Origin of the sequence: Alkalispirochaeta alkalica DSM 8900 (assembly GCF_000373545.1) — a bacterium.
In the GTDB taxonomy this organism is placed as follows: domain Bacteria; phylum Spirochaetota; class Spirochaetia; order DSM-27196; family Alkalispirochaetaceae; genus Alkalispirochaeta; species Alkalispirochaeta alkalica.
Genome location: NZ_KB891696.1, coordinates 17,237 through 38,322 on the forward strand (window position 1 = coordinate 17,237; position 21,086 = coordinate 38,322).

Annotated in this window: 17 protein-coding genes; 7 read left to right on the top strand and 10 right to left on the bottom strand. The window is 63.3% G+C overall.

Annotation, left to right across the window (positions count from 1 at the left end; all coding sequences use genetic code 11):
• Position 1: 1 nt before the first annotated feature.
• The 7 genes from B071_RS0104165 to B071_RS0104200 all read right to left on the bottom strand — a co-directional run bounded on the left by B071_RS0104165 (position 2) and on the right by B071_RS0104200 (position 9,386).
• The gene (locus B071_RS0104165) at positions 2-394 is read right to left on the bottom strand and encodes a (2Fe-2S) ferredoxin domain-containing protein (RefSeq protein WP_018525848.1); all 393 of its coding nucleotides are present in this window, start codon (positions 392-394) and stop codon (positions 2-4) included.
• Between the two features lie 4 nt (positions 395-398).
• Positions 399-902 carry an NADH-quinone oxidoreductase subunit NuoE family protein gene (locus B071_RS0104170; protein ID WP_026244965.1) on the bottom strand — a complete coding sequence of 168 codons (504 nt, stop codon included), beginning with the start codon at positions 900-902 and terminating at the stop codon, positions 399-401.
• A gap of 94 nt (positions 903-996) precedes the next feature.
• Positions 997-2,691, bottom strand: coding sequence for an ATP-binding cassette domain-containing protein (locus tag B071_RS18215; protein WP_018525850.1), 1,695 nt, complete (start codon positions 2,689-2,691; stop codon positions 997-999).
• Complete coding sequence (locus tag B071_RS0104180) at positions 2,688-4,181, bottom strand: BCCT family transporter (RefSeq protein ID WP_018525851.1); 1,494 nt, start codon at positions 4,179-4,181, stop codon at positions 2,688-2,690. Before B071_RS0104180 ends, B071_RS18215 begins: the two co-directional genes overlap by 4 nt.
• On the bottom strand, positions 4,174-5,124 hold the full coding sequence (locus tag B071_RS0104185) for a universal stress protein (RefSeq protein ID WP_018525852.1): 951 nt from the start codon (positions 5,122-5,124) through the stop codon (positions 4,174-4,176). Before B071_RS0104185 ends, B071_RS0104180 begins: the two co-directional genes overlap by 8 nt.
• Positions 5,125-6,084: 960 nt before the next feature.
• On the bottom strand, positions 6,085-7,137 hold the full coding sequence (locus tag B071_RS0104195) for a serine/threonine protein kinase (protein ID WP_018525854.1): 1,053 nt from the start codon (positions 7,135-7,137) through the stop codon (positions 6,085-6,087).
• Positions 7,134-9,386 (bottom strand): Tex-like N-terminal domain-containing protein, encoded by a 2,253-nt coding sequence (locus B071_RS0104200; protein WP_018525855.1) that lies wholly within the window; start codon positions 9,384-9,386, stop codon positions 7,134-7,136. The genes B071_RS0104195 and B071_RS0104200 overlap by 4 nt, the downstream gene beginning before the upstream one ends.
• Positions 9,387-9,628: 242 nt before the next feature.
• Between B071_RS0104200 and speA the strand changes: the two genes are divergently transcribed.
• From speA to B071_RS0104220, 4 genes are all read left to right on the top strand, one after another.
• Positions 9,629-11,533, top strand: a complete 1,905-nt coding sequence (gene speA, locus B071_RS0104205) for a biosynthetic arginine decarboxylase (RefSeq protein ID WP_018525856.1) — start codon at positions 9,629-9,631, stop codon at positions 11,531-11,533.
• Between the two features lie 55 nt (positions 11,534-11,588).
• Positions 11,589-12,830, top strand: coding sequence for a saccharopine dehydrogenase family protein (locus tag B071_RS0104210; RefSeq protein WP_018525857.1), 1,242 nt, complete (start codon positions 11,589-11,591; stop codon positions 12,828-12,830).
• Between the two features lie 509 nt (positions 12,831-13,339).
• Complete coding sequence (locus B071_RS20440) at positions 13,340-14,122, top strand: type III PLP-dependent enzyme domain-containing protein (protein ID WP_438829561.1); 783 nt, start codon at positions 13,340-13,342, stop codon at positions 14,120-14,122.
• 27 nt (positions 14,123-14,149) lie between these two features.
• Positions 14,150-15,088, top strand: a complete 939-nt coding sequence (locus B071_RS0104220; protein ID WP_018525859.1) for an agmatinase family protein — start codon at positions 14,150-14,152, stop codon at positions 15,086-15,088.
• A gap of 144 nt (positions 15,089-15,232) precedes the next feature.
• Here the strand turns inward: B071_RS0104220 and B071_RS0104225 are convergent, their stop codons facing one another.
• Complete coding sequence (locus B071_RS0104225) at positions 15,233-16,141, bottom strand: cation diffusion facilitator family transporter (protein WP_026244967.1); 909 nt, start codon at positions 16,139-16,141, stop codon at positions 15,233-15,235.
• Between the two features lie 282 nt (positions 16,142-16,423).
• Between B071_RS0104225 and msrA the strand changes: the two genes are divergently transcribed.
• Positions 16,424-17,005: a peptide-methionine (S)-S-oxide reductase MsrA gene (gene msrA, locus B071_RS0104230; protein ID WP_018525861.1), complete on the top strand. Its 582-nt coding sequence runs from the start codon at positions 16,424-16,426 to the stop codon at positions 17,003-17,005.
• Between the two features lie 11 nt (positions 17,006-17,016).
• Here the strand turns inward: msrA and B071_RS18220 are convergent, their stop codons facing one another.
• Positions 17,017-17,997 carry a purine nucleoside phosphorylase YfiH/LACC1 family protein gene (locus B071_RS18220; protein WP_018525862.1) on the bottom strand — a complete coding sequence of 327 codons (981 nt, stop codon included), beginning with the start codon at positions 17,995-17,997 and terminating at the stop codon, positions 17,017-17,019.
• Between B071_RS18220 and B071_RS0104240 the strand changes: the two genes are divergently transcribed.
• Positions 17,954-18,337, top strand: coding sequence for a RidA family protein (locus B071_RS0104240; protein WP_026244969.1), 384 nt, complete (start codon positions 17,954-17,956; stop codon positions 18,335-18,337). The two genes, B071_RS18220 and B071_RS0104240, sit on opposite strands and share 44 nt — an antisense overlap.
• Here the strand turns inward: B071_RS0104240 and B071_RS20445 are convergent.
• A complete protein-coding gene (locus B071_RS20445) occupies positions 18,334-18,987 on the bottom strand; it encodes a PilZ domain-containing protein (RefSeq protein WP_083914483.1) in 654 nt (217 codons plus the stop codon). The two genes, B071_RS0104240 and B071_RS20445, sit on opposite strands and share 4 nt — an antisense overlap.
• Here B071_RS20445 and B071_RS18225 point away from each other — a divergent pair.
• Entirely contained in the window at positions 18,980-21,022 is a 2,043-nt protein-coding gene (locus B071_RS18225) for a methyl-accepting chemotaxis protein (RefSeq protein WP_438829562.1), read from the top strand. The genes B071_RS20445 and B071_RS18225 overlap by 8 nt on opposite strands.
• Positions 21,023-21,086 lie beyond the last annotated feature (64 nt).

A 21,086-nucleotide genomic window follows, 5' to 3' on the forward strand; every position in this document is an offset into this window, starting at 1 on the left:
ATTACTCCTTTATCATATCCGGGGCCGGTCTGTCGAAGACGTGCTTGTTGACCAGCTCCTTCTTGAGAATGTGCTTCTCAACGATCTCCTCGGCCACCTCGGGAGTTACCGAACCGTAGATGGTATCGGGCATGCCCTGCATGTGGACCTCAACGGTGGGTTCGGCGTGATCGAGCCCCAGAGAGCCGGTCTGGCGAATAACAACGTTCTTCAGGTCATGGTGCTCCAGGGCCGTGATGAACGCCTGGAGGGTGTGCTTGGCACCGGCAGCGATACCGCTCGTCCCCATGCCGACGATAACCTCAACGGTCTTCTCGTCTACCTTGCGCCGATTGATCTCTTTTCGTTTGGAGTCACGAAGATTCCGCAGCTCCTCGAGTGTCATTTTTGCCATTTTCCTACTCTCCCTTTTCGCCACGATACTCGGCGAGTACCGCCGGAAGCCCGTCGGTCCCCAGCTTTCCGTAAACCTCGTCACCCACCATTACCACCGGCGCCAGACCACAGCAGCCTACACAGCGAACCGACTCCAGTGTGAAGAGCCCGTCCCCGGTGGTCTCGTTTACCTTGATATCCAGGAGGTTGCCGAACTCGGTGATGAGGTCCCCTGCTCCCTTGAGGTAGCAGGCCGTACCCATACACACGGCGAGCTTGTGCTTTCCCGGTTTCTCGAGCTTGAAATAGTGATAAAACGTTGCCACGCCGTAAATCTTGGCGAGGGGAGTATTGATCATCTCGCTCACCTGCCGCATCGCGTCCCACGGCAAAAAGGTGAACTCCTGCTGAATGCGGTGCAGGATCATGATCAGGTTTCCCCGCTTGTCCTTCCACTGCTCGATAAACGCAACGAGCTCGTCCGAAAACGATACCTTCTGAACTTCAACTGTCTCTTGTGTGCCCACGGCTCCCCCCAACTGGTGAGATTGATTTCTGTTATGTGTCAAGGGATAATACCATTCATTTATTGTTACATCAAGCACAATAACTTCTTTTATTTCACGTATCTTGCAGAAGCTTGCTGATCTGTTGCACCACTTTCCCGCGTTGATCGGCTGTTATATCCTTTATATAAAAATCACCGATTATTCTTGTGGGATGCCGGTCGGCCAGGACGATAATCCGGTCAGCCAGGTCCAGAGCCTCCTGGCGGCTGTGCGTAACCATCACCATGGTGGGTCTGGTGATCCTCCAGAGCTCCCTGATCAGGGATCGAAGTTCATCCCTGGTGGCGGCGTCCTGGTTTGCCAAAGGTTCATCGAGACAGATCAGGGGTGCCCCGTGCAGGAAGGCCCGGGTAAGGTTTACCCGCTGTTTCATCCCCCCACTGAGCGATCCCGGATAGGCCCCCGACCGGGGAAGACGGAGCGTTCCCAGAAACGCCGTGACCTGCCTGCGGAGCTCGCCCGGTGAGCCGCGCCCCCGGTATCGGGGAATTACCAGAAGAAGGTTGTCCAGAACGGAACGCCAGGGGAGCAGGCGGGGTTCCTGGAAGACAAAGCCCGCCCGGGGACGCCAGGGAGCCCCGGGGCAGCTCCCCCCGACGGTGATAGCCCCCCCCGANACGGGGAGGTCTCCGGCCACAAGACGGAGCAACGTGGTCTTTCCCGACCCCGACCGCCCCAGAATCGCCGTGATGCTCCCCTGCCCGATCTCCAGATCGAAGTTCTCGAAGATCGGGACCCCGGGAAACGAGAAGGAGACCGACCTGAGGGCGATCCCCGCAGGGGCCTCCCCTTCCCCGGTTATCCCGCCTTGCCCGACTGCCCCGTCGGGATATTCACCGGGGGGCGCTGTGGCCTGACCGGGGGAGGAAAAAAGCAGGGGAAACTGTTCTTCCAGTTTTCCCACCGCGAGCGGTTCCTGCCGGGCTGCGTCCTGTCGCGTGGCGTCCTGCCGGGTTGCCTCCGGCGCAGGGCCCTTCAGGGGGGCACCGGCCCCGCGGCCGTGCGAACCGTCCCGCCACGCCGTGAGATGCCGCTCCAGAAGGGCCAGCGCCCCGTCAACCAGAGCTGCCGTGATCACCGCGATAATCGTCCAGGCGATCACCCTGGGGGTCTCCAGATAGAGCTTGGCCACGTGCATGGATGTTCCCAGGGCCAGCCGGGGCTGACTCAGCACCTCGGCGGCGATAACGGCCTTCCAGCTCATTCCGGCGGCACTGATCGCTGCCGAGAGAATCACCGGTGATGCACCGGGAAGATGGATATGCCGGATTCTTCCCGGCAGGGAAACCCTGAAGAGCCGGCCCATGTCNAGAAGGTCGCGATCCACCGAACGGAGACCGTCGAGAACTCCCTGATAAAGCAGAGGAAGCGACACCAGGAGGGAAACAAAGACCGGCACACCGTCAAGGGGGAGCCAGATCAGAGCCAGCAGAATCACCGAAACCACCGGCACGGATCTGACGGTCACCATGCCNGGACGGAGGAATCGGGCCAGCCCCGGCCTCGGCGAGGCCAGGGAGCCCAGACATACCGCCCCCGCCAGGGAGATGACCCACCCCAGAAGCCAGCGGAAGATCGAGGCCGCCAGGGTCGGGAGAAAGGAGGAATCGGCCAGAATCTCCCGCAGCACCTGAAAGACCAGNGGTGGTGAGGGGAGAAGAATCTCCCTGCCTACCAGCGCCGACCCGACCCACCAGAGGCCGACCAGGACGCCCACGCCGGCCAGGCCCGCCCGGGAGGGGGTCATTTCCCGGGGCTCCCTTCCCGGTACATCTCGTAGTGCATCCCCTTGTAGAGGCTCGCCGCCATAAAGAGCATCACCACCGTAAAGGGTAAGGCTGCCACGATGGCCATTCTCTGAAGCGCGTCGAGCCCCCCCGAGAGCAGGAGCACCGCAGCGGCGGTCGACTGAACCGCCCCCCAGAGAAGTTTTTTTCCTGCCGGAGGTGAGAGACTTCCCCGGGAGGTCATCATGGCCAACACAAAGGTGGCCGAGTCGGCGGAGGTGACAAAAAACACCGTCAGAAGCACCAGCGCCAGCACGGTCAGAACCGGAGAGAGGGGCAGGTACTCAAAGAGGACAAAGAGGGCCGACGAGACCTCCTCCACCGCCCGGGTGGCAAAACCGGGATCGTCGTAGCGCGCCACGGCAAAGGCCGTTCCCCCGAAGGTGGCGAACCAGAGAAAGGTCAGGAGCGTGGGCACCAGGATCGCCCCCAGAACAAACTCCCTGATCGTGCGCCCCCGGGAGATACTCGCCACAAAGAGCCCCACGAAGGGAGACCAGGATATCCACCAGGCCCAGTAGAACAGCGTCCAGGATCTGGTCCAGCCGTACCCCTCGAAGGGGTTGGTGCTGAGGCTCATCTCGAGGAGTCCCGAGAGATACCCCCCCAGGGTGGTGGTAAAAATATTCAGGATGTACGACGAGGGGCCCACCACCAGCACAAAGAGCAGGAGCGCCACCGCCAGAAAGACGTTGGTCCGGCTCAGGAGCTGGATCCCCTTGTCCAGGCCGGTCATGCTGGAAATCATGTAGAGCACCGTCACCACGGCGATAATCACCAGGGTGGTCCCCAGCCCCGGGGGAAGGGGCAGAATGCTCCCCACCCCGTCGGTGATCTGCAATGCCCCCAGACCGAGACTGGTGACGATCCCGAAGACCGTGGCGATGACGGCCAGCGTATCGATCGCCTGCCCCCAGAGGCCCTGGATCCGGTCTCCCAGGAGCGGGTAGAAACAGCTCGATATCAGGGGAGGCATCCCCCGGCGGAAGGAGAAGTAGGCGATCGAGAGGCTCATGACGATATAAATCGCCCAGGGGTGTACTCCCCAGTGAAAGAAGCTGTAGCGCATGGCGAAGGCCGCAGCCTCGGCCGATGATCCCGCGATATGTTCAGGAGGGTTCAGATAGTGGCTCATGGGCTCTGCCACACCCCAGAAGATCAGGCCGATCCCCATTCCCGCCGCAAACAGCATGCTGAACCAGCCAAAATAGCTGTACTGGGGCTTCTCGGTGTCGGCACCCAGACGGATCGAGCCGAACGGGCTGAGGGCCAGGCCCAGGGAAAAGACCAGAAAGAGAAAGGCCGAGAGAAGGTAGGCCCACCCCACATGCTCGATGATCCAGCCGTGAACCGCCGCCGAGAAGAGGTCCATCTCACCGGGCAGGAAGATACCGGCCGCCACAAAGAGCAGTACCAGCACCAGGCTGGTGACAAAAACACCGTTACGCACGATCGGTCTCCTTTCTCGGGGATGCGGAATCTCCCGGGGATGAAGGATCTGCCGGGGATGCGGAATCTGCCGGGAATGCAGAGCCCCCCGAAGACACAGGATCTGCCGGAGCGGCAAAACCACGGGGTGCACCGACGATGAGCACCGACTGGCGGGCGTCGTAGGCGACCGATTCAGCCACAGACCCCACCATACCGGCAAGGCCGCGCCGTTTCTCCGATTTTCCGACCACCAGCATGCGCGCGCCCTCCTGACGGGCGATACGCAGGATCTCCCGCCGGGCCTTGCCGGTGACGCTGCGGGTATCCACAAGACGCCCCGGGACCTCGCAGTTCCGCGCCAGCGAGACGAGTCTNCGGGAGACCTCCTGATCCCGNCGATGCTCTGCGACCGGGTCCGGCGCCCTGGGTCCGGCGTGGACCAGGACCAGGCGGTCCACCTGCAGGCGGGGCCAGGAGAGGAGGGGCAGAACGTGCTCGTCCTGAATCTGCAGNGCCGTGGCGTAGAGCACAACNAAGGCCTCCCGGGGAGACTCNCCCCAGGAGCCGTAGCCACCTCCCTTATACAAAAAGAGGGGAAGATCGCTGAGGCGGATCAGGTCCCTGGAGAAGCTCCCCGCCAGGGTCCGCTGGAGCCAGTTCTTCCGTCTCCAGGGGAGCGCGATATAGTCGGCCTCTGCTTCCCGGGCGACCCGGCAGACCTCGGAGGGGGGCGAGCCCGAGGAGAGANGGATCTCACACTCCAGGTGCGAAGCCTCCAGGGTCTCCCGAAGCTGCTCCCGGAGCTCCTCGAGTCGCCTCTCCAGGCGGTCGCGCTGCTGCCCCGAGGTAACGTGGAGCAGGATGAGCCGACCCGTTCCGAATTTCCCGAGGAAGGAAACAAGGCCCCGCAACCGGGNANGGGATTCACGAAAATTGATTGGAACAAGGGCTGTACCGAACATAACGCCCCGACCCTACCAGAATTATTATCCTCTGCACAGTTCTTCCGGCCCCGCCTGNTATGTCCCGAACGGAACAGCTCGTGGTACAATCGGCCCATGACCTCAGATGATTACCTGGTAGCCTTCGATTCCGATGGCTGCGTTTTTGACAACATGGAGTTCAAGCACAAGGCCTGCTTTGTTCCCTCCTTCATCGATTTTTTTGGACTCCAGGATCTTCCCCTCCAGGCTCGCGAGATCTGGGAGTTTGTGAATCTCTACAGCACAACCCGNGGGATCAACCGTTTCAGGGGGCTCAAGCTCTCCCTGGATCTGGCCCGGGCCAGGTTCGCCGGCGAAGGAGTCGGGGCAGAACGGACCGGCACCATCCCTCCCTCACCGGACCTGGACAGCTGGATCNCCGGAGCCCGTCACCTGAGCAACGCCTCCCTGGAGGAGGAGATCGGGCGATCCGGTAGCGAAGAACTGAAAAACGTCCTGGCCTGGTCCCTGGACGTGAACCGCCGGCTTCTGGAGGGATCGCCCCAACCCTTCCCCCTNGCAGCCCGGGCCGTTGCCAGGGCAAGAGAGGGAGCCCGGGTCCGGGTGGTCTCCCAGGCTCCCGGGAACGCCCTCCGCCGGGACTGGGGTGCCCACGGTCTCCTGGACCTGACCGAGGGGATCTTCTCCCAGGAGGACGGCACCAAGGAAGACCATCTTCGGTGTCTTCTGCAGCAGACCTCCCTGCCGGGGGATCGAGTTCTCCTGACGGGCGATGCCCCCGGCGACCTCGCCGCTGCCACGGCCACGGGGGTTCTCTTTTTCCCCGTCATACCGGGGGCGGAGGAGGATTCGTGGGAGGAGTTTCTTCACGAGGGGCTGCCCCGGTTCTTTCGGGGGGCCTTCGCGGGGGGCTACGCCCGGGAGCTCCACCGGCGCTTTGAGGAGGCCCTNCCCGCCACTCCCCCCTGGGAGGGCTGATCAGAAGTAGCGGCTCTGCTCCCGGAGATCCTCGATCTCCTTGATCCAGAACGCCTCGTTGCCCCAGTCGGGGAAGTTCCCCCGGAACCAGTAGTCGTGGCGTTGCCGGGCCCGCCAGGCCAGGAAGTGGATCATCCGCATGAACCGCAGGGGCTCCACCAGCTCGATCTGCTCCCGCCGGAAGGGGCGGAACTGCTCGTACCCCTCCAGGAGCAGCTCCAGTTCGCGCCGCGCCTCCTGAACGTGATCGGGCAGGAGCAGCCAGAGGTCCTGTACGGCGGGGCCGGTCATCATATCGTCGAAATCGATCAGCAGAAGCCCTTCACCGGGCCGATCCAGAATATTGCCGCGATGACAGTCGCCGTGGAGACGGTGGAGAGGGACTCCCTCAAAGAGAGGCTGAATCCGTTCCAGTGCCGACTGAACCACCTCGTCGAACTCGGCGGCACACCCTCCGTGGACAACCCCTTCCCGCAGGAGTTCCCCGGCGTAGGCCCCTGTCCACTTTCGGGGGTCCAGGAGGACACGCTGCGGCGCCTCTTCACCGGCGGCTACGGCGTGCATCCGCCCCACGATGGACCCCAGACGGAACCAGTCCTGGTCNGCCTCGGCGTCGAAACTGCGTCCGCCCCGCCGGGGAAAGAGCGCGAAGAGGAACGTTCTGGTCCCCCGAGGGGCAGCCTCTTCACCGGCCGNTTCGTCGCAGCTCCCCCTCTGGCCGGGCTCGGGCTCGACCTCGATCTCGATCTCGATCTCGAAAAGCGTGTCCCCCTCGGAGTCGGCCCGGGGAGCCACCACGGGCACATCCCGGAGGGCCAGATCAGCGAGAAANCGGTGTTCCTCCAGGATCGCCTCCCGGCTCCACCGTCCGGGCCGGTAGAACTTCGCCACCAGGGGCTCCCCCTCGTCGGAACGGAGTCCGTAGACGCGGTTTACGTAACTGGCGTAGGGCTCCACCGTTCCATCCAGGGAGAACGGGAAGAAGGCCTCCACGGCCATGGTTACCACGTGCGGTGTGAGCTCATCGAAGCTTCCGGGTGCGGCTGCGCTCATGGGGTCTCCTTTCGGCTCCCGCCGGGGGATTGCCGNTTCAGTTCGATCCTCTGGCGCTGCCTGTCCACGGCCAGAACCTCCACCTCCAGAACCTGCCCCACCCTGACCACATCGCGGGGGTCCCGGACGTAATGGTCTGCCAGGTGGCGCAGGTGAATGAGCCCGTCCCGATGCACGCCGATATCGACGAAGGCGCCAAAGCGGGTGACGTTGGTTACCACCCCCGGGAGGACCATCCCCGGCGAGAGGTCAGCCACCTCCCGCACATCCTCCCGGAAGGGGACCNCTTCGAAGGTCTCGCGCGGATCACGTCCNGGCACGGCGAGCTCGGCCAGGATATCGGCTACGGTATAGGCGCCTGCCTCNCGGGCGTATTCCCCGGGGTTCAGTCCCTCGCGCAGGGAGGGGTCGCCACAGAAGTCGTCCAGACTGCACCCCCTCTCGCGAGCCATCCGCTCCACCAGGGGATAACGCTCGGGGTGTATCCCCGTTCGATCCAGGGGATTGGACGAGGTGCGACAGCGCAGGAACCCCACGGCCTGCTCCCACGTCCGGGGACCGATACCGGGAACATCGCGGATCGTGGATCTTCCGGGAAACGGCCCCTTTTCCGTTCTGTGTCTGACGATCGCCCTGGCCAGGGTTGGCCCGAGCCCGGATACCCGGGCCAGCAGGGCCGGCCCGGCGGTGTTGATTTCCACTCCCACGGCGTTCACACAGGACTCGAGGGTTCTCCCCAGGGCCTCCTGCAGCCGGCCCGGGTCGATGTCGTGCTGGTACTGCCCCACCCCCACGGCGGCGGGGTCGATCTTGACCAGTTCCGAGAGGGGATCCTGAAGTCTTCTCCCGATCGAGACGGCACCCCGGATCGTCACGTCCAGGTCGGGCATCTCCTCCCTGGCCTGGGGCGAGGCAGAATAGACCGATGCTCCGGCCTCGTTCACCCGGACCAGCGGCAGGAGTTCTCCCCTGAGGTCTCGCAGGTCCAGGGAGCGAAGAAACTGTTCCATCTCCCGGCCGCCCGTGCCGTTCCCGATCGCCACAGCCTGTGCTCCGTGACGGTGCACCAGACCTCGCAGGGTGGCCGCAGCATCGCTGACCCGCTCCTGGGGCGGCAGGGGATAGACCGTGGTGTATTCCAGGACCGTGCCCGTTCCGTCCAGGGCAACAACCTTGCTCCCCGTGCGAAACCCCGGGTCCACGGCCAGAACGGGGCGCTCTCCCAGGGGAGGCGCCAGGAGCATGTCCCGGAGATTCGCCGCAAACACCGCTGTCGATTCTTCCTCGGCCCGCTCGCGCAGCGCCTTCCTGGCCTCCTTCTCCAGCGAGGGGCCCAGAAGCCTTCGGTAGGCATCGCGGGCCACGCGCTGGAAGAGTTCCTGCCGTTCCCGCGCTGCTACGGAGGCCCGGGCCGTGAGGNCCCGTTCCACCTCTCTCAGCGCGGCGTCCTCGGGGGGGCGCACCGAAACTTTGAGAGCTCCCTCGGCTTCGCCCCGGAAGATCGCCAGAACGCGGTGGGCGGGGCACGCCCGGGCCGGCTCGCGCCAGGAGTAATAGTCGCGATACTGCTCCTCCCGGGAATCGGCCGATTTTTTGGTAGATTTGGGGGTGGATTGTGCCGGAGATTTGGGGGTGGCCCGACANCTTTCGAGCGCCGCCTGGCGGACAAAGAGCCGCCGCAGCCGGGCCCGGAGTTCGGGGTCCGCCGAACAGCCCTCGGCGAGAAGGTCCTCCGCACCGGCCAGGCGATCCCGGGGATCCTCCAGCGAGCTCCCCCGGAAGGAGGCCGCCAGCTCACTGGCCGGAGCCGACCCATCGCGCAGGAGCGCCTCGGCCAGGGGCTCCAGCCCCGCCTGACGGGCCTGGTCGGCCCGGGTTTTCCGGCGCGGGCGATAGGGCAGNTAGAGGTCCTCCAGGGTCGCCAGGTCTCCAGCCTCCCTGACCGCCNGTTCCAGAAGCGGGTCGAGCGGTCTCTGCTCCCGCTGTGCCTGTTCCCGGATTGTGGCGAGGATCGTCTCGCGGCGTTTCTCCAGAGCCTCCCGTCGTTCAGCGCAATCGGCCAGCGCCCGAAGCTGGACCTCGTCCAGACCCCGGGTCCGTTCCTTGCGGTACCGCGCGATAAAGGGGATGGTAGCACCCTCGGCGATCAGCGCCAGCGCCCCCGCCACCGCCGAGGGGTCAAGGCCCAGCTCCTGCGCCACCGCCCCCGCCAGAGGATTCCTCTTTTCTTCCGTGGTCCTGTCTTCCATGGTCCTAGTTGTACCGCGACTGCCCCGGCAAGACAAGTCGCCCCCGGTAAAACACCACACCCCGACGAGCCACCGTGCTTCGGCAGACCGAGAGCCCCCGGCACACCGGTACAGAAGATCGGTGCAGAGGACCAGCCCAGAAGACCAGTCCAGAAGATCGGGAAGGCCAAATCGGGGTCCTCCCGCTGAAAGGCGAAGACAGAACAGGCTTTTTTTGCTATGCTTTCAGCATAATGCAGGAGATGCTCAAGCGCTGGTCGATTGCCGATGCAGCAAATACCTACGGGATCAAGGAATGGGGAGCGGGCTATTTCGACCTCTCCTCCAGCGGCGAGGTAGTGGTCCGGACCTCCACGGGGACGGAGCAGGCAGAAACAAGCCTTCTCGATATCATCCGGGGCGTGGAGGCCCGCGGGCTGGGGATGCCCCTGCTNCTGCGAATAGANAACCTTCTGGACCAGCAGATAACCCGTCTGAACGAGAGTTTCTCCCAGGCCATGAAAGATTCGGGCTACACCGGTTCCTACCAGGGGGTCTTTCCCATCAAGGTAAACCAGCAGGCCCAGATCATCGAGGAGATCACCCGCTTCGGGAGCCGCTTTAACCACGGCCTGGAAGCAGGAAGCAAGGGTGAACTCATGATTGCCCTCTCCATGATCCAGTCCACGGACAGTCTCATCGTCTGCAACGGCTACAAGGACCCGGAGTTCATCGACCTGGGGCTCCAGACAACCCGCATGGGCTACAAGGTCTTCTTCGTGATCGAGACGCCCACGGAGCTGCCCATCATCCTCGAACGGAGCGAGGCCCTGGGGATAGAGCCTCTCATCGGGGTGAGGATCAAGCTCTCGAGCCGGGGAGGTGGCCACTGGCAGGATTCGGGCGGGGACAATTCGATCTTCGGCCTCACCACCAGCCAGGTGGTGGATGTCATGGACCGGCTGAAGCAGCACGATATGCTGCACTGCCTGCAATTGCTCCACTACCACCTGGGCAGCCAGATTCCCAATATCCGCGATATCAGAACCGCCGTCCGCGAGACCGCCCGGTACTACGCCGATATGGTCCGGGAAGGGGCCCCCATGGGATACCTCGACCTGGGGGGCGGGCTGGCCGTGGACTACGATGGCAGCAAGACCAACTTTGTTCACAGCAAGAACTACAGCCTCGACGAATATACCGCCGACGTGGTGGAAGTCCTGATGAGCGTTCTCGACGAACGGAACGTATCCCACCCCACGGTGATCACCGAGAGCGGCCGGGCAACCGTCTCCTATTGCTCGATCCTTCTCTTCAATATTCTGGACGTCACCCAGTACACCCCGGGGCGCTTTCCGGAAACCGAGCCCGACGACGCCCCCGAGAGCATCCGCAATATGTACGAGGTGCGCCGGACGCTCTCGGTGCGGAACCTCCAGGAATGCTATAACGACGCGATCTACTACCGCGAGGAGATCCGGGAGGAGTTCGAGTACGGCAAGATCACCCTGCGCCAGCGCGCCCTGGCGGACAACCTCTTCATGGATATCATTCACCAGATCGCCGAACTTCTGAAAAAGGTCAAACGCGTACCCCGCGCCCTGGAGGGGCTCCAGGAGGGGCTCTACGACATCTACTACGGCAACTTCTCGGTCTTCCAGAGCCTGCCCGACGTGTGGGCAATCGATCAGATCTTTCCGGTGATGCCCATCCACCGGCTCAACGAACAGCCCCGCCGGAAGGCGATTCTGGCTGACATTACCTGCGACTCCGACGGCAAGATCGATACCTTCGGCGCGGTCCACGATATCCAGAAATCGATCCTCCTCCACGAACCCCGGGACGACGAGGAATACTACCTGGGAGTCTTTCTCGTTGGCGCCTACCAGGAGACCCTGGGGGATCTCCACAACCTCCTGGGGGATCCCCACGTGGTGAGCGTCCGGATCAACTCCGACGGAGGGTTCGAGTTTGTCCGGGAGATCGAGGGGGATTCCATCGCCGACGTCTTGAGTTACGTGGAATACCAGCCCAAGGATCTGGTAGAAAATTTCCGCCGGAAACTTGAACAGGCCGTTCGCGACGGGCGCCTCTCCGTAGCCCAGCGTCGGGCGCTCCTCCAGGCCTACGAGACGGGAATGAGAGGCTATACCTACTACGAGCGGTAGGAGCGGAACAGAACCGGAACAGAACCGGAACAGGACCGGGAAAAGGAAGGAAGAGATGGCAAAAGTAGTAATTATCGGTGCGGGTGGTGTCGGTCAGGTGGTTGCCCACAAGTGCGCCCAGGTGCCCGAGGTATTCCAGGAGATCACCCTGGCGAGCCGGACCCTCTCAAAGTGCGAGGCTATCGCCGAAGACGTCGGCAGACGCCAGGGGCGGTCCCTGAAGACTGCGGCGGTCGATGCCGATCAGGTGCCGCAGCTGGTGGCCCTGCTGGAGCGGGAAAAACCGGACCTGGTAATTAACGTGGCCCTGCCCTACCAGGACCTGACCATCATGGAGGCCTGCCTGAAAACGGGGGTCCACTATCTGGATACCGCCAACTACGAGCCCCGCGAGACGGCGCGGTTCGAGTATTCCTGGCAGTGGGAATACCGCCAGCGCTTTCGCGAGGCTGGCCTCATGGCGCTCCTGGGGAGCGGNTTCGACCCGGGCGTGACCAACGTCTTTACCTCCTGGATCGCCCGCCACGCCCTGGACGAACTCCACAACCTGGACATCGTCGATGTCAACGGCGGTGACCACGGCAAGGCCTTTGCCACGAATTTCAACCCCGAGATCAACATCCGCGAGGTCACCGCTCCCTGCAGACACTGGGAGGACGGCGCCTTCCGCGAGACTCCGGCCATGAGCAGCTCCACCCGTTTCGCCTGCCCCGAAGGGGTGGGAATCTACCAGATCTACCGCATGTATCACGAGGAGCTGGAGAGCCTTGCCCTGAACTTCCCGACCCTCAAAAAGGCCCAGTTCTGGATGAGCTTCTCCGAGAACTATCTTACCCACCTGCAGGTTCTGCAAAACGTGGGCATGACCCGGATCGACCCCGTGGAGTACCAGGGCCAGGAGATCGTACCGTTGCAGTTCCTCAAGGCCGTTCTGCCCGAGCCCTCCTCCCTGGGCGAGGACACCCGGGGAAAAACCTGCATNGGCGTGATCGCCCAGGGGCTGCGCCAGGGCGCCCCCCACTGCGTCTACGTCTACAACATCTGCGATCACCAGGAGGCGTTCCGCGAGGTGGGCAGCCAGGCCATCAGCTATACCACGGGGGTCCCCGCCATGATCGGTGCCAAGATGATGCTCCAGGGCCACTGGATGAAACCGGGCGTGTGGAACATGGAGGAATTCAACCCCGATCCCTTCATGGATGACCTGAATCGCTACGGTCTCCCCTGGACCGTCCAGGACCCCGCCCAGGTGACGATCCCCTACGGGGACACCGACCAGGGGCCGTCCTCACCGTGACCCCCGGGAGCGATCGTTCTGCCCGCAGGGACCCCCGCCCCTACACCGTCGAGGGGCGACCCTACTTTCAGGGGTTCGACCCCGCAGCGGTTCCATCGCCCTGCTANGTGGTGGACCGGGCGGCNCTGCGGTGGAACCTCCAGGTCCTGCGGGATCTCGGTGANCGAAGCGGCGCATCGNTCCTCCTGGCCCTGAAAGCCTTCGCCCTGCCCCAGGTTTTTCCCCTCTTCCGGCGATACCTGGACGGGGCCTGCGCCAGTGGCATCTACGAGGCACGCCTGGCCCGGGAAGATTTTGCAGCGCTCCCCGCGGGAGATGCCCTCCCGGGGGAACTTCCCCTGCGGCCCTGCACGGTTCATACCTTCAATCCGGCCTATCGCAGCGAGGACCTGGAAGAGCTCCTGGAAACCTCGGACCACCTCATCTTCAACTCTCTTGACCAGTGGGTTGCCAGCCGCGACCGGTGCCGTACCGCTGCGGAAAAACGCCCCCTCGTCTTCGGGTTGCGGGTGAACCCCGAATGCTCCCTGGGGAAAGTCGCGATCTATGACCCCTGCGCCCCGGGCTCGCGCCTGGGCATAACGGCCCGGGAGCTGGAACGACAGCGAAGAAACCACGAGGCGCGCGGGGTCGATCCTCTCGAAGGAATCTCGGAAATTCATTTCCACACCCTCTGCGAAGACTCGGCCGAAGCCCTGGAAGAAACCCTGCAGGCCCTGGAAGCACGCTTCGGGGAGCTCCTGAAAAGCCCCGCCATACGGTCCCTGAACATGGGAGGGGGCCACCATATCACCAAACCCGACTACAACAGGGCTTTACTGGAGAACCTCATCACCGGCCTCGGTCACCGCTACAACCTGGATGTCCTGCTGGAACCGGGAGAGGCCGCGGTAATTCACACGGGAATCCTGGTCACCACCGTCCTGGATCTGCCCCGGAACGGCCTGCCCCTGGCAATTCTGGACACCTCGGCCACGGCGCATATGCCGGACACCCTGGAAATGCCCTACCGGGCCGAGGTCTGGGGAAGCACCTCCGGGGGGCCCCACCACTACCGCCTGGGGGGGCAAACCTGTCTGGCCGGGGATGTGATCGGCGATTACGCCTTCGCAGAGCCGCTGCAGAGGGGGGACAGGCTCGTCTTTGACGACATGTCTCACTACACCATGGTAAAAACAACGAGCTTTAATGGAATGCCCCTGCCGGCGATCGCGCTTTGGGATTCATCGGACCAGACCCTGGAGGTGGTGCGCCTCCCCCGATATGAAGATTTTCGCGCCCGCCTGGGCTAACCCGGCGGGCGCCTGAAGGAGTCACGCATGTCACAGGATCACCTTCCCCCGGTACGCCCCTTTCTGGGGAGCGAGTACCCCCAGACCCCTCCGGAACAGGCCCTCTTCCAGATCATTCCCGCCCCCTTCGAAGCCACCGTTTCCTACGGCGGAGGCACCGCAGCGGGTCCCGAGGCGATCCTCGCCGCCAGCGACCAGCTGGAACGCTACGACGGCACGAGCTGTCCCGGCGATGGGGGGATCCACACCTGGCCCGAGGTGGACTGCCGCGGTACACCCCGGGAGGTGCTCCCCCGCATCGGCCAGGCCATCGGCGAAGCCCTGGGCGCCCACGGAGATCGCCCCGTGCCGGTGCTCCTGGGAGGAGAGCACTCGATCACCGCCCCGGCCGTGGCGGCCGTTGCGGACCACCTGCGACACACCACGGGGGAGGAGTTCCCCCTGGGAGTTATTCAGATAGACGCCCACGCGGACCTTCGCCAGGAATACGAGGGGTCGACCCTGAGCCACGCCTCGGTGATGCGAAGAATCCACCAGGATCTTGGCATCCCCGTGATTCAGCTGGGGGTCCGGGCGCTCTGCACCGAAGAGGCCGATTACCGAAAGATGAAGGCCGGACCATCCCTGACCTGGTACGACGGTGCCGACCTGGTCCCGCCGGGAGCGAGTCCGTTCCCCTTTCCCCGGTTTCCCTTCCCCGAAAACTTCCCGCACCGGGTCTACCTCACCCTGGACGTGGACGGGCTGGATCCCTCGCTCTGCCCCGCCACGGGCACACCCGTTCCCGGCGGGCTGGGGTGGTACCAGACCCTGGATCTTCTCGGGTGGATCTGCGCCCAGCGGGAACTGATCGCCTTCGACCTTGTGGAACTCGCGCCGATTCCGGGATTTCACGCCGCAGACTACGCCGCAGCAGAACTGGTCTACCGTATCATGGGGATGATCAGCCGGAGTCGCACAACCTGAACGGGAAGGCGCCCTGACCACGTCGGTCCCCACCGGGGGCATCCCGTCAGGCCTCAGCCTGTGAACGCGCCACCCCCTGTCAGGGGCGTCAGCCTGTCAGGGCGTCAGCCTGTCAAGGCGTCTCCCTCTCAGGACGTCTCCCTCTCAGGGCAGGATGAGCGGTTTCCAGGGCTCCACGTGGGTAATCACCCGGGTGTCCGGGCCAAACCGCTCCTTGATCCGGGCCTCCACGGTGGTGGCGATCAGGTGCCCCGCATCGACGGTAATTGAGCCATCCACGCGAAAGTGAACCTCCACAGCCACGGTGGTACCCAATCTGCGGGTCTTGAGGTTGTGGGGGTCGCTCACCCCCGGAACGGCCGCCACATCNTCGAGAATGCGCTGGCACTCNTCGGGCGGAAGGGCCAGGTCGGTCATCTCCCGGAGTGCCACCACGACGGTCTTTACCCCCACACCGANGATCAGAACTGCCACCAGGGCCGCCGCCAGGGAGTCCATCACCCGCCAGGAAGGTCCCAGCAGAACGGCCGCGACGATCCCCGCGAAGGCTGCCAGCGACGAGAGCGCATCCGAGCGGTGGTGCCAGGCGTTGGCCGTCACGGCAGGGCTGCCCGAAGCGATCCCGGCCCGGCGCGTTACCTGATACAGCCCCTCCTTCACGAGGATGGAAAAGAGGGCCGCCCCCGCAGCGTAGAGGCGCGGGGGAGGAGGAATAGTCCCCCNCAAGCTCTCCAGAGTGGTCTGCAANGCGTCCCANCCNATCCCTGCCCCCGCCCCGGCCAGAAGCACACCCACAAAAAGGGCACTCACCGTCTCGTACCGGCCGTGGCCGAAGGCGTGATTATCGTCGGGAGGACGGCTCGCTGCCTGCAGCCCCAGGAGGACCGCGCCATCGGTGATCAGATCGGAAAGAGAGTGGATACCGTCTGCCACGAGNGCCCGGCTTCCCGCAAGAATTCCCAGGGTAATCTTGGCACCGCCAAGCAGACAGTTTATCACCGCCCCGGCGAGGGTAATATGCATTACGTTCACAGGCGTTACTCCTAAAAACATGAATCCCGACGCGCTCACCTCTGTCCTTTACCCCTTCCCTGCCGATCGGGCCCCTCACTGCCACGTTGGACAGGCCCGGGAACAAGAGGGGGAGAGGAAGCGCGCCCCGGAAGCCCGAAGAGCGAGAATTTTCTCGACCCGAAGGCGCCGGGACGATATTTTATACACCAGGAACCACTGCGGGGAACACCCCTGACCGGATCGAATCGGCCCGGGCCCCAACGGAGGAAGCCCGATGGAGAAATCCAGACAGAGAAATCCCGACAGAGAAAGAAGGAGACCATGGATTACGAAACCCCAAGGGACGAACCCCGGGAAACAACCCGGACCACCGACACGGCGATTCTTGGAGGAGGCTGTTTCTGGTGCCTCGAGGCGATCTTCCAGCGCCTTCCGGGAGTTCTCCGGGCAGAACCGGGTTACGCGGGAGGAACACATCCGGACCCCACCTATCAGGAAGTCTGCCGTGGCGATACCGGCCACGCCGAAGTGGTGCGAATCACCTTCGACCCCCAGGTAATCAGCTACACCGGACTGCTGGAAACATTCTGGAAGGCCCATGATCCGACCACCCTGAATCGCCAGGGAGAGGACAGGGGCCCCCAGTACAGATCGATCATTCTCTATACCAGCCAGGACCAGCGGCACCAGGCCGAGGCCTCGCTGAAACGGTGGAACACAGCGAATTCCTCCCGGGGTCCCGGGGTAACCCAGATCGTGGCACTGGAACAGTTTTTCCCGGCCGAAGATTATCATCACGATTATTACCGGAAAAACCCCCGCGCCAGCTATTGCCGGCTGGTTATCCAGCCCAAGGTGGAGGCTCTGGCCCCCCGGGATACCCGGCCCTGCCGGAATCAGTAGATTCCCCGGGGCTACCGGGCAGAGCGCGGCGCCCCGGACCCGCCGGGCCCCCGGAGCGCCGCCAGGGTGAGCATCCTCCCCGTCCCGGCCCCCTCGCGGCGAACCGAAAAGAACCGGGGGTCGCAGGCGTTGCAGATGCCCGTCTCCAGAATCTCCCCCGGGAACCCCGCCTCCAGGAGATTCTTCCGGGAAGCCTCCTTCAAATCGATCCCGTAGCAGCCATCGCGTCGAAGGATCACCGCCGAGGGACAGCCCAGATCATCCCGAAAGACCCGCTTCAGAAGAGGATCTTTCTGGACGTAGCAATCGGGACAAATACCCGGCCCGTAGACCGCTCTAATATCCCGGGGCTGCGCGCCCAGGGAGAGCATTTTCCGGAAAAGCAGAGCCTCCAGGCGAAGCGCGATCCCCCTCCATCCGCAGTGAGCGAGCCCCACCAGCCCCCTCTGGCGGTCCGCCAGAATCACCGGGAAGCAATCGGCCGTGGTGATCCCCAGATACAGGTTTCGCTCCCCGGTGACCAGTGCGTCGAAGCCCCCCAGATTCTGGCGATCGGAAGAGACCCCCTCCCCCCCAGCCGAACGGTCTGCCTCGAAGATGGCACATCCATGGTCCAGAACCACGCGAACCATCCTTTCCCGGGGAATCCCCAGGGTCTCTCCCAGACGCCGGTAGTTTTCGTCGACCACGGTATCGTCAANGGCAGCACCGCCAGCTGTGGCATGGTCCACACCGGCCTGGCCTGCACGGTAGAGCAGGGTCCCCGCTTCCCGGGTGGTGGTGATAATCTCCAGATCGTCCTGGCGGAAACGCAGGTACCCTCTGTTCTCTTCCCCGATCATTTCTCTTCCTCCCGGCAGTTCGGAGCGTATTGCAGGATCACCGTCCCTCAGGATACCCTGATAGACGCGGACAGAAGAGCCCGAAAGTGAGGATAAGCAGAGAACCATGAAATACCAGGCGATCACAACCCCGAAGGCCCCCGCTGCCATAGGCCCCTACTCGCANGCCCTGCGAGCGGGTGATTTCTTGTATACCTCGGGCCAGCTTCCCCTGGACCCCGCCACCATGACGATCACCTCCCCCGATATCCAGGACCAGACCCGGCAGGCTCTGGAGAACCTGAAAGCGGTCCTGGAGGCAGGCGGCGCATCGCTGGAACAGACCGTCAAGGTCACGGTGTTCCTGAAAGATCTGGAGCAGTTCGGGGCGATGAACCAGATCTACCAGGAATATTTCGGGGCTACCCCCCCGGCCCGATCCTGCGTTGAGGTGGCCCGCCTCCCAAAGGATGCGGCGATCGAGATCGAGGCGGTGGCGCTCCTGGTCTAGTCGGCAGCGTCCAGAAACGCCGCGATCTTGTCCAGATCGAAATCGAGAACCTCGGTGAACTCGATTCCCACGTCGTAGCCCCCCGCCTCGCGGGGGTTACAGCGCAGGACCACTCCCTCGCCCTGAATCGGCGGAGTGGAATCGTCATCGCCCAACTGAAGCATCAGGTANACCCGGCTGTAGAGATCGAGGGGCTCATCGACCTGGCAGCCGATTCCGGCGGTACTGATGTCTGTTCCCCGGGACGGGATAAAGGTCTCCTTGCCAAAACCAAGCCGTATCAGTTGCCGAAGCCGGTAGCGGGGGCTCTTGCGTCGCTCGCGTTCCATCCAGACAGTATACGCCCTTTTTTGCGGAAAACCGTCTTTACACGCCACACTCCGGAAATTTTTCCCCGGCGCAGTTTCTCCGGGATTACTCCCCAGGGAAATCCCCCTGCAAAAAAACACTTCTGCAGGAAAAATCATCAGCCCTGTGTTACCCTGAAAAGGAAGGGATGGGGAAGAGACGGCACACCGGGAGTAGCGCCCCCCATCGCCAGACAGTCCGCACTCCGACAATCGCGCAAGGAGGATCACCTTGAAGCGTCGTACCAGCATGACCGTTCGAATCGTCTCCCTGGCGGGGGGAATCTTTCTCGCCATGACCATTCTGCTCCTGGCAGGAATCTTCCCCGACCACTACCGGCAAAGCCTCAGGACAATCCGGTCCAGCCTCTTTCACGAGATCCAGAAAGAGGCCTACAACGTCTACGGGACGATCTTTGCCCCCGTGGAGACGCTCACCGAGCAATACGCTGCGATCATCAACGAGCTGGGCTTCGAAGACCTCGGGACACTGGAGACGATCAGCAGGACCCAGATCGCCGCACGGAATCTGATCGTCGGGGGCGGATACTGGCTCGAATATTACACGATCCCGGGAGAGAAATTTTTCGGCCCCTTCTGGTACAGGGAGGGGGATGAGATCCTCCTCACCTGGGATTACAGCAACGAAGAAAACGACCACACCCGGTTCGACTGGTACCGGAACGACGGGATTGCCACCGGGCAGGCCGTCGTCTGGAGCGATCTCTACGAGGATGCCCTTACGGGAGTCCCCATGATCACCGCCACATCGGCCCTGATGCAGGGGCAGCAGAAAACCGGCGTTGTCACCATCGATATCGGGCTGGAAGAACTGACCGATTATTTTTCCCGGATAGAGATAGACCTCATCTCGGAATATACCCTTACCCTGCTCTCCCGGGAAGGCCAGGCCATCGCGAGCAGCGACGGGAGCCGTGTCGACACGCAGCCCTTCTCCCGTAGCCCCGGGGAACAGGAGGAGGCCCTCTTCGAAGAAGGAAACGCCCTGGTGGTCTACGCCCCCATCGCCTCGACAGGGCTGGTCATCGCCCTGGATACACCCCTGGCGCATCTCACCGCTCCGGTGACCCGGAGTCTGGCCCGGGGGATCCTCCTCGCCCTGGCTGTCCTGGCGGGCTCAATCCCCCTCCTGGGCTTCGTCATGAACCGGCGCATAGCCTCACCCATCAAGAAGACGGTCCTCCTGCTCCAGGAAATATCCCGGGGGGCGGGGGATCTCACCCAGCGCATAGAGGTCAACAGCAACGATGAGCTATCGGAGATGGCCACTCACTTCAACGAGACCCTGAAAAAGGTGCAGAGTCTGATCGTGGGAATCAAATCCCAGTCCCGGGTGCTGCAAACCGCCGGCGATGATCTTGCCGCAAACATGGAGGAGTCTTCAGCCGCAGCCCGGGCAGCCAGTACGACCCTGCAGGAGATCAGGACCAGGACCCACGACCAGGCATCGAACGTCGAGGAAACCACCTCCACCATGGAACAGATCACCAGGACAATCACGACCCTGAAGGAGCGCATCGACGAGCAGGCCGCCAGCGTGACCCAGTCCTCTTCAGCCGTGGAAGAGATGCTGGCAAATATATCGTCGGTCACCACCAACCTCGGGAAGAACGCCGAGAACGTGAATCTCCTCATCGGGGCCTCGGAAAAAGGGCGCCAGGATCTCACCTCCGTGGCGGAGCAGATACGCAAGGTCTCGCAGGACTCGGAGAGCCTGATCAAGATAAGCTCCGTCATCGGCGATATCGCGCGCCAGACGAACCTCCTCTCCATGAACGCGGCGATCGAGGCGGCCCACGCCGGCGAATCGGGGGCGGGTTTTGCCGTGGTGGCCCAGGAGATCCGGAACCTGGCCGAGTCTTCGGCAAAGCAGGCAAAAATGATCTCCAGCGAGTTAAAAAAAATCAAGGAATCGGTGGCTCTCAGCGCAGGCGCCACCGAGGCGGTGCTCCTGCAGTTTTCCGACATCGACCAGCGGATACAGAAAGTGTCGGAACGGGANGCAGGTATACGCAACGCCATGGACGAGCAGAGCGCAGGAAGCCAGGAAATACTTCGCGCCATCGGACTTCTCAACGAGATCACCTCCCAGGTCCAGTCCGGAGCCGAGGAAATCACGAAGGGGAGCAACGAGGTGATCAGCGAGAGCAGGCATCTGGGCACGGTCACCCGGGAAGTTACCCGGGGAATCGAGACCGTCGCCCAGGGGGCCGAGGAGATCGCCCGGGCCGTACAGACAGCCCGGGAACTGAGCAGCACCACCAGGGAGAGCATCCTGGCCCTGAACCAGGAGCTGGAGAAGTTCAGGGTGGAATAAACACCAGCTCTCCCTGAGTCCGAATCCGGCGTGAGTTCGAATCCGGCGGTGGTGCGTCCGCCCC

Excerpts from the sequence above, each read along its gene's own strand:
- B071_RS0104165 (WP_018525848.1), bottom strand. The coding sequence starts at position 394 with ATGGCAAAAATGACACTCGAGGAGCTGCGGAATCTTCGTGACTCCAAA.
- B071_RS0104220 (WP_018525859.1), top strand. The coding sequence starts at position 14,150 with ATGTCACAGGATCACCTTCCCCCGGTACGCCCCTTTCTGGGGAGCGAG.
- msrA (WP_018525861.1), top strand. The coding sequence starts at position 16,424 with ATGGATTACGAAACCCCAAGGGACGAACCCCGGGAAACAACCCGGACC.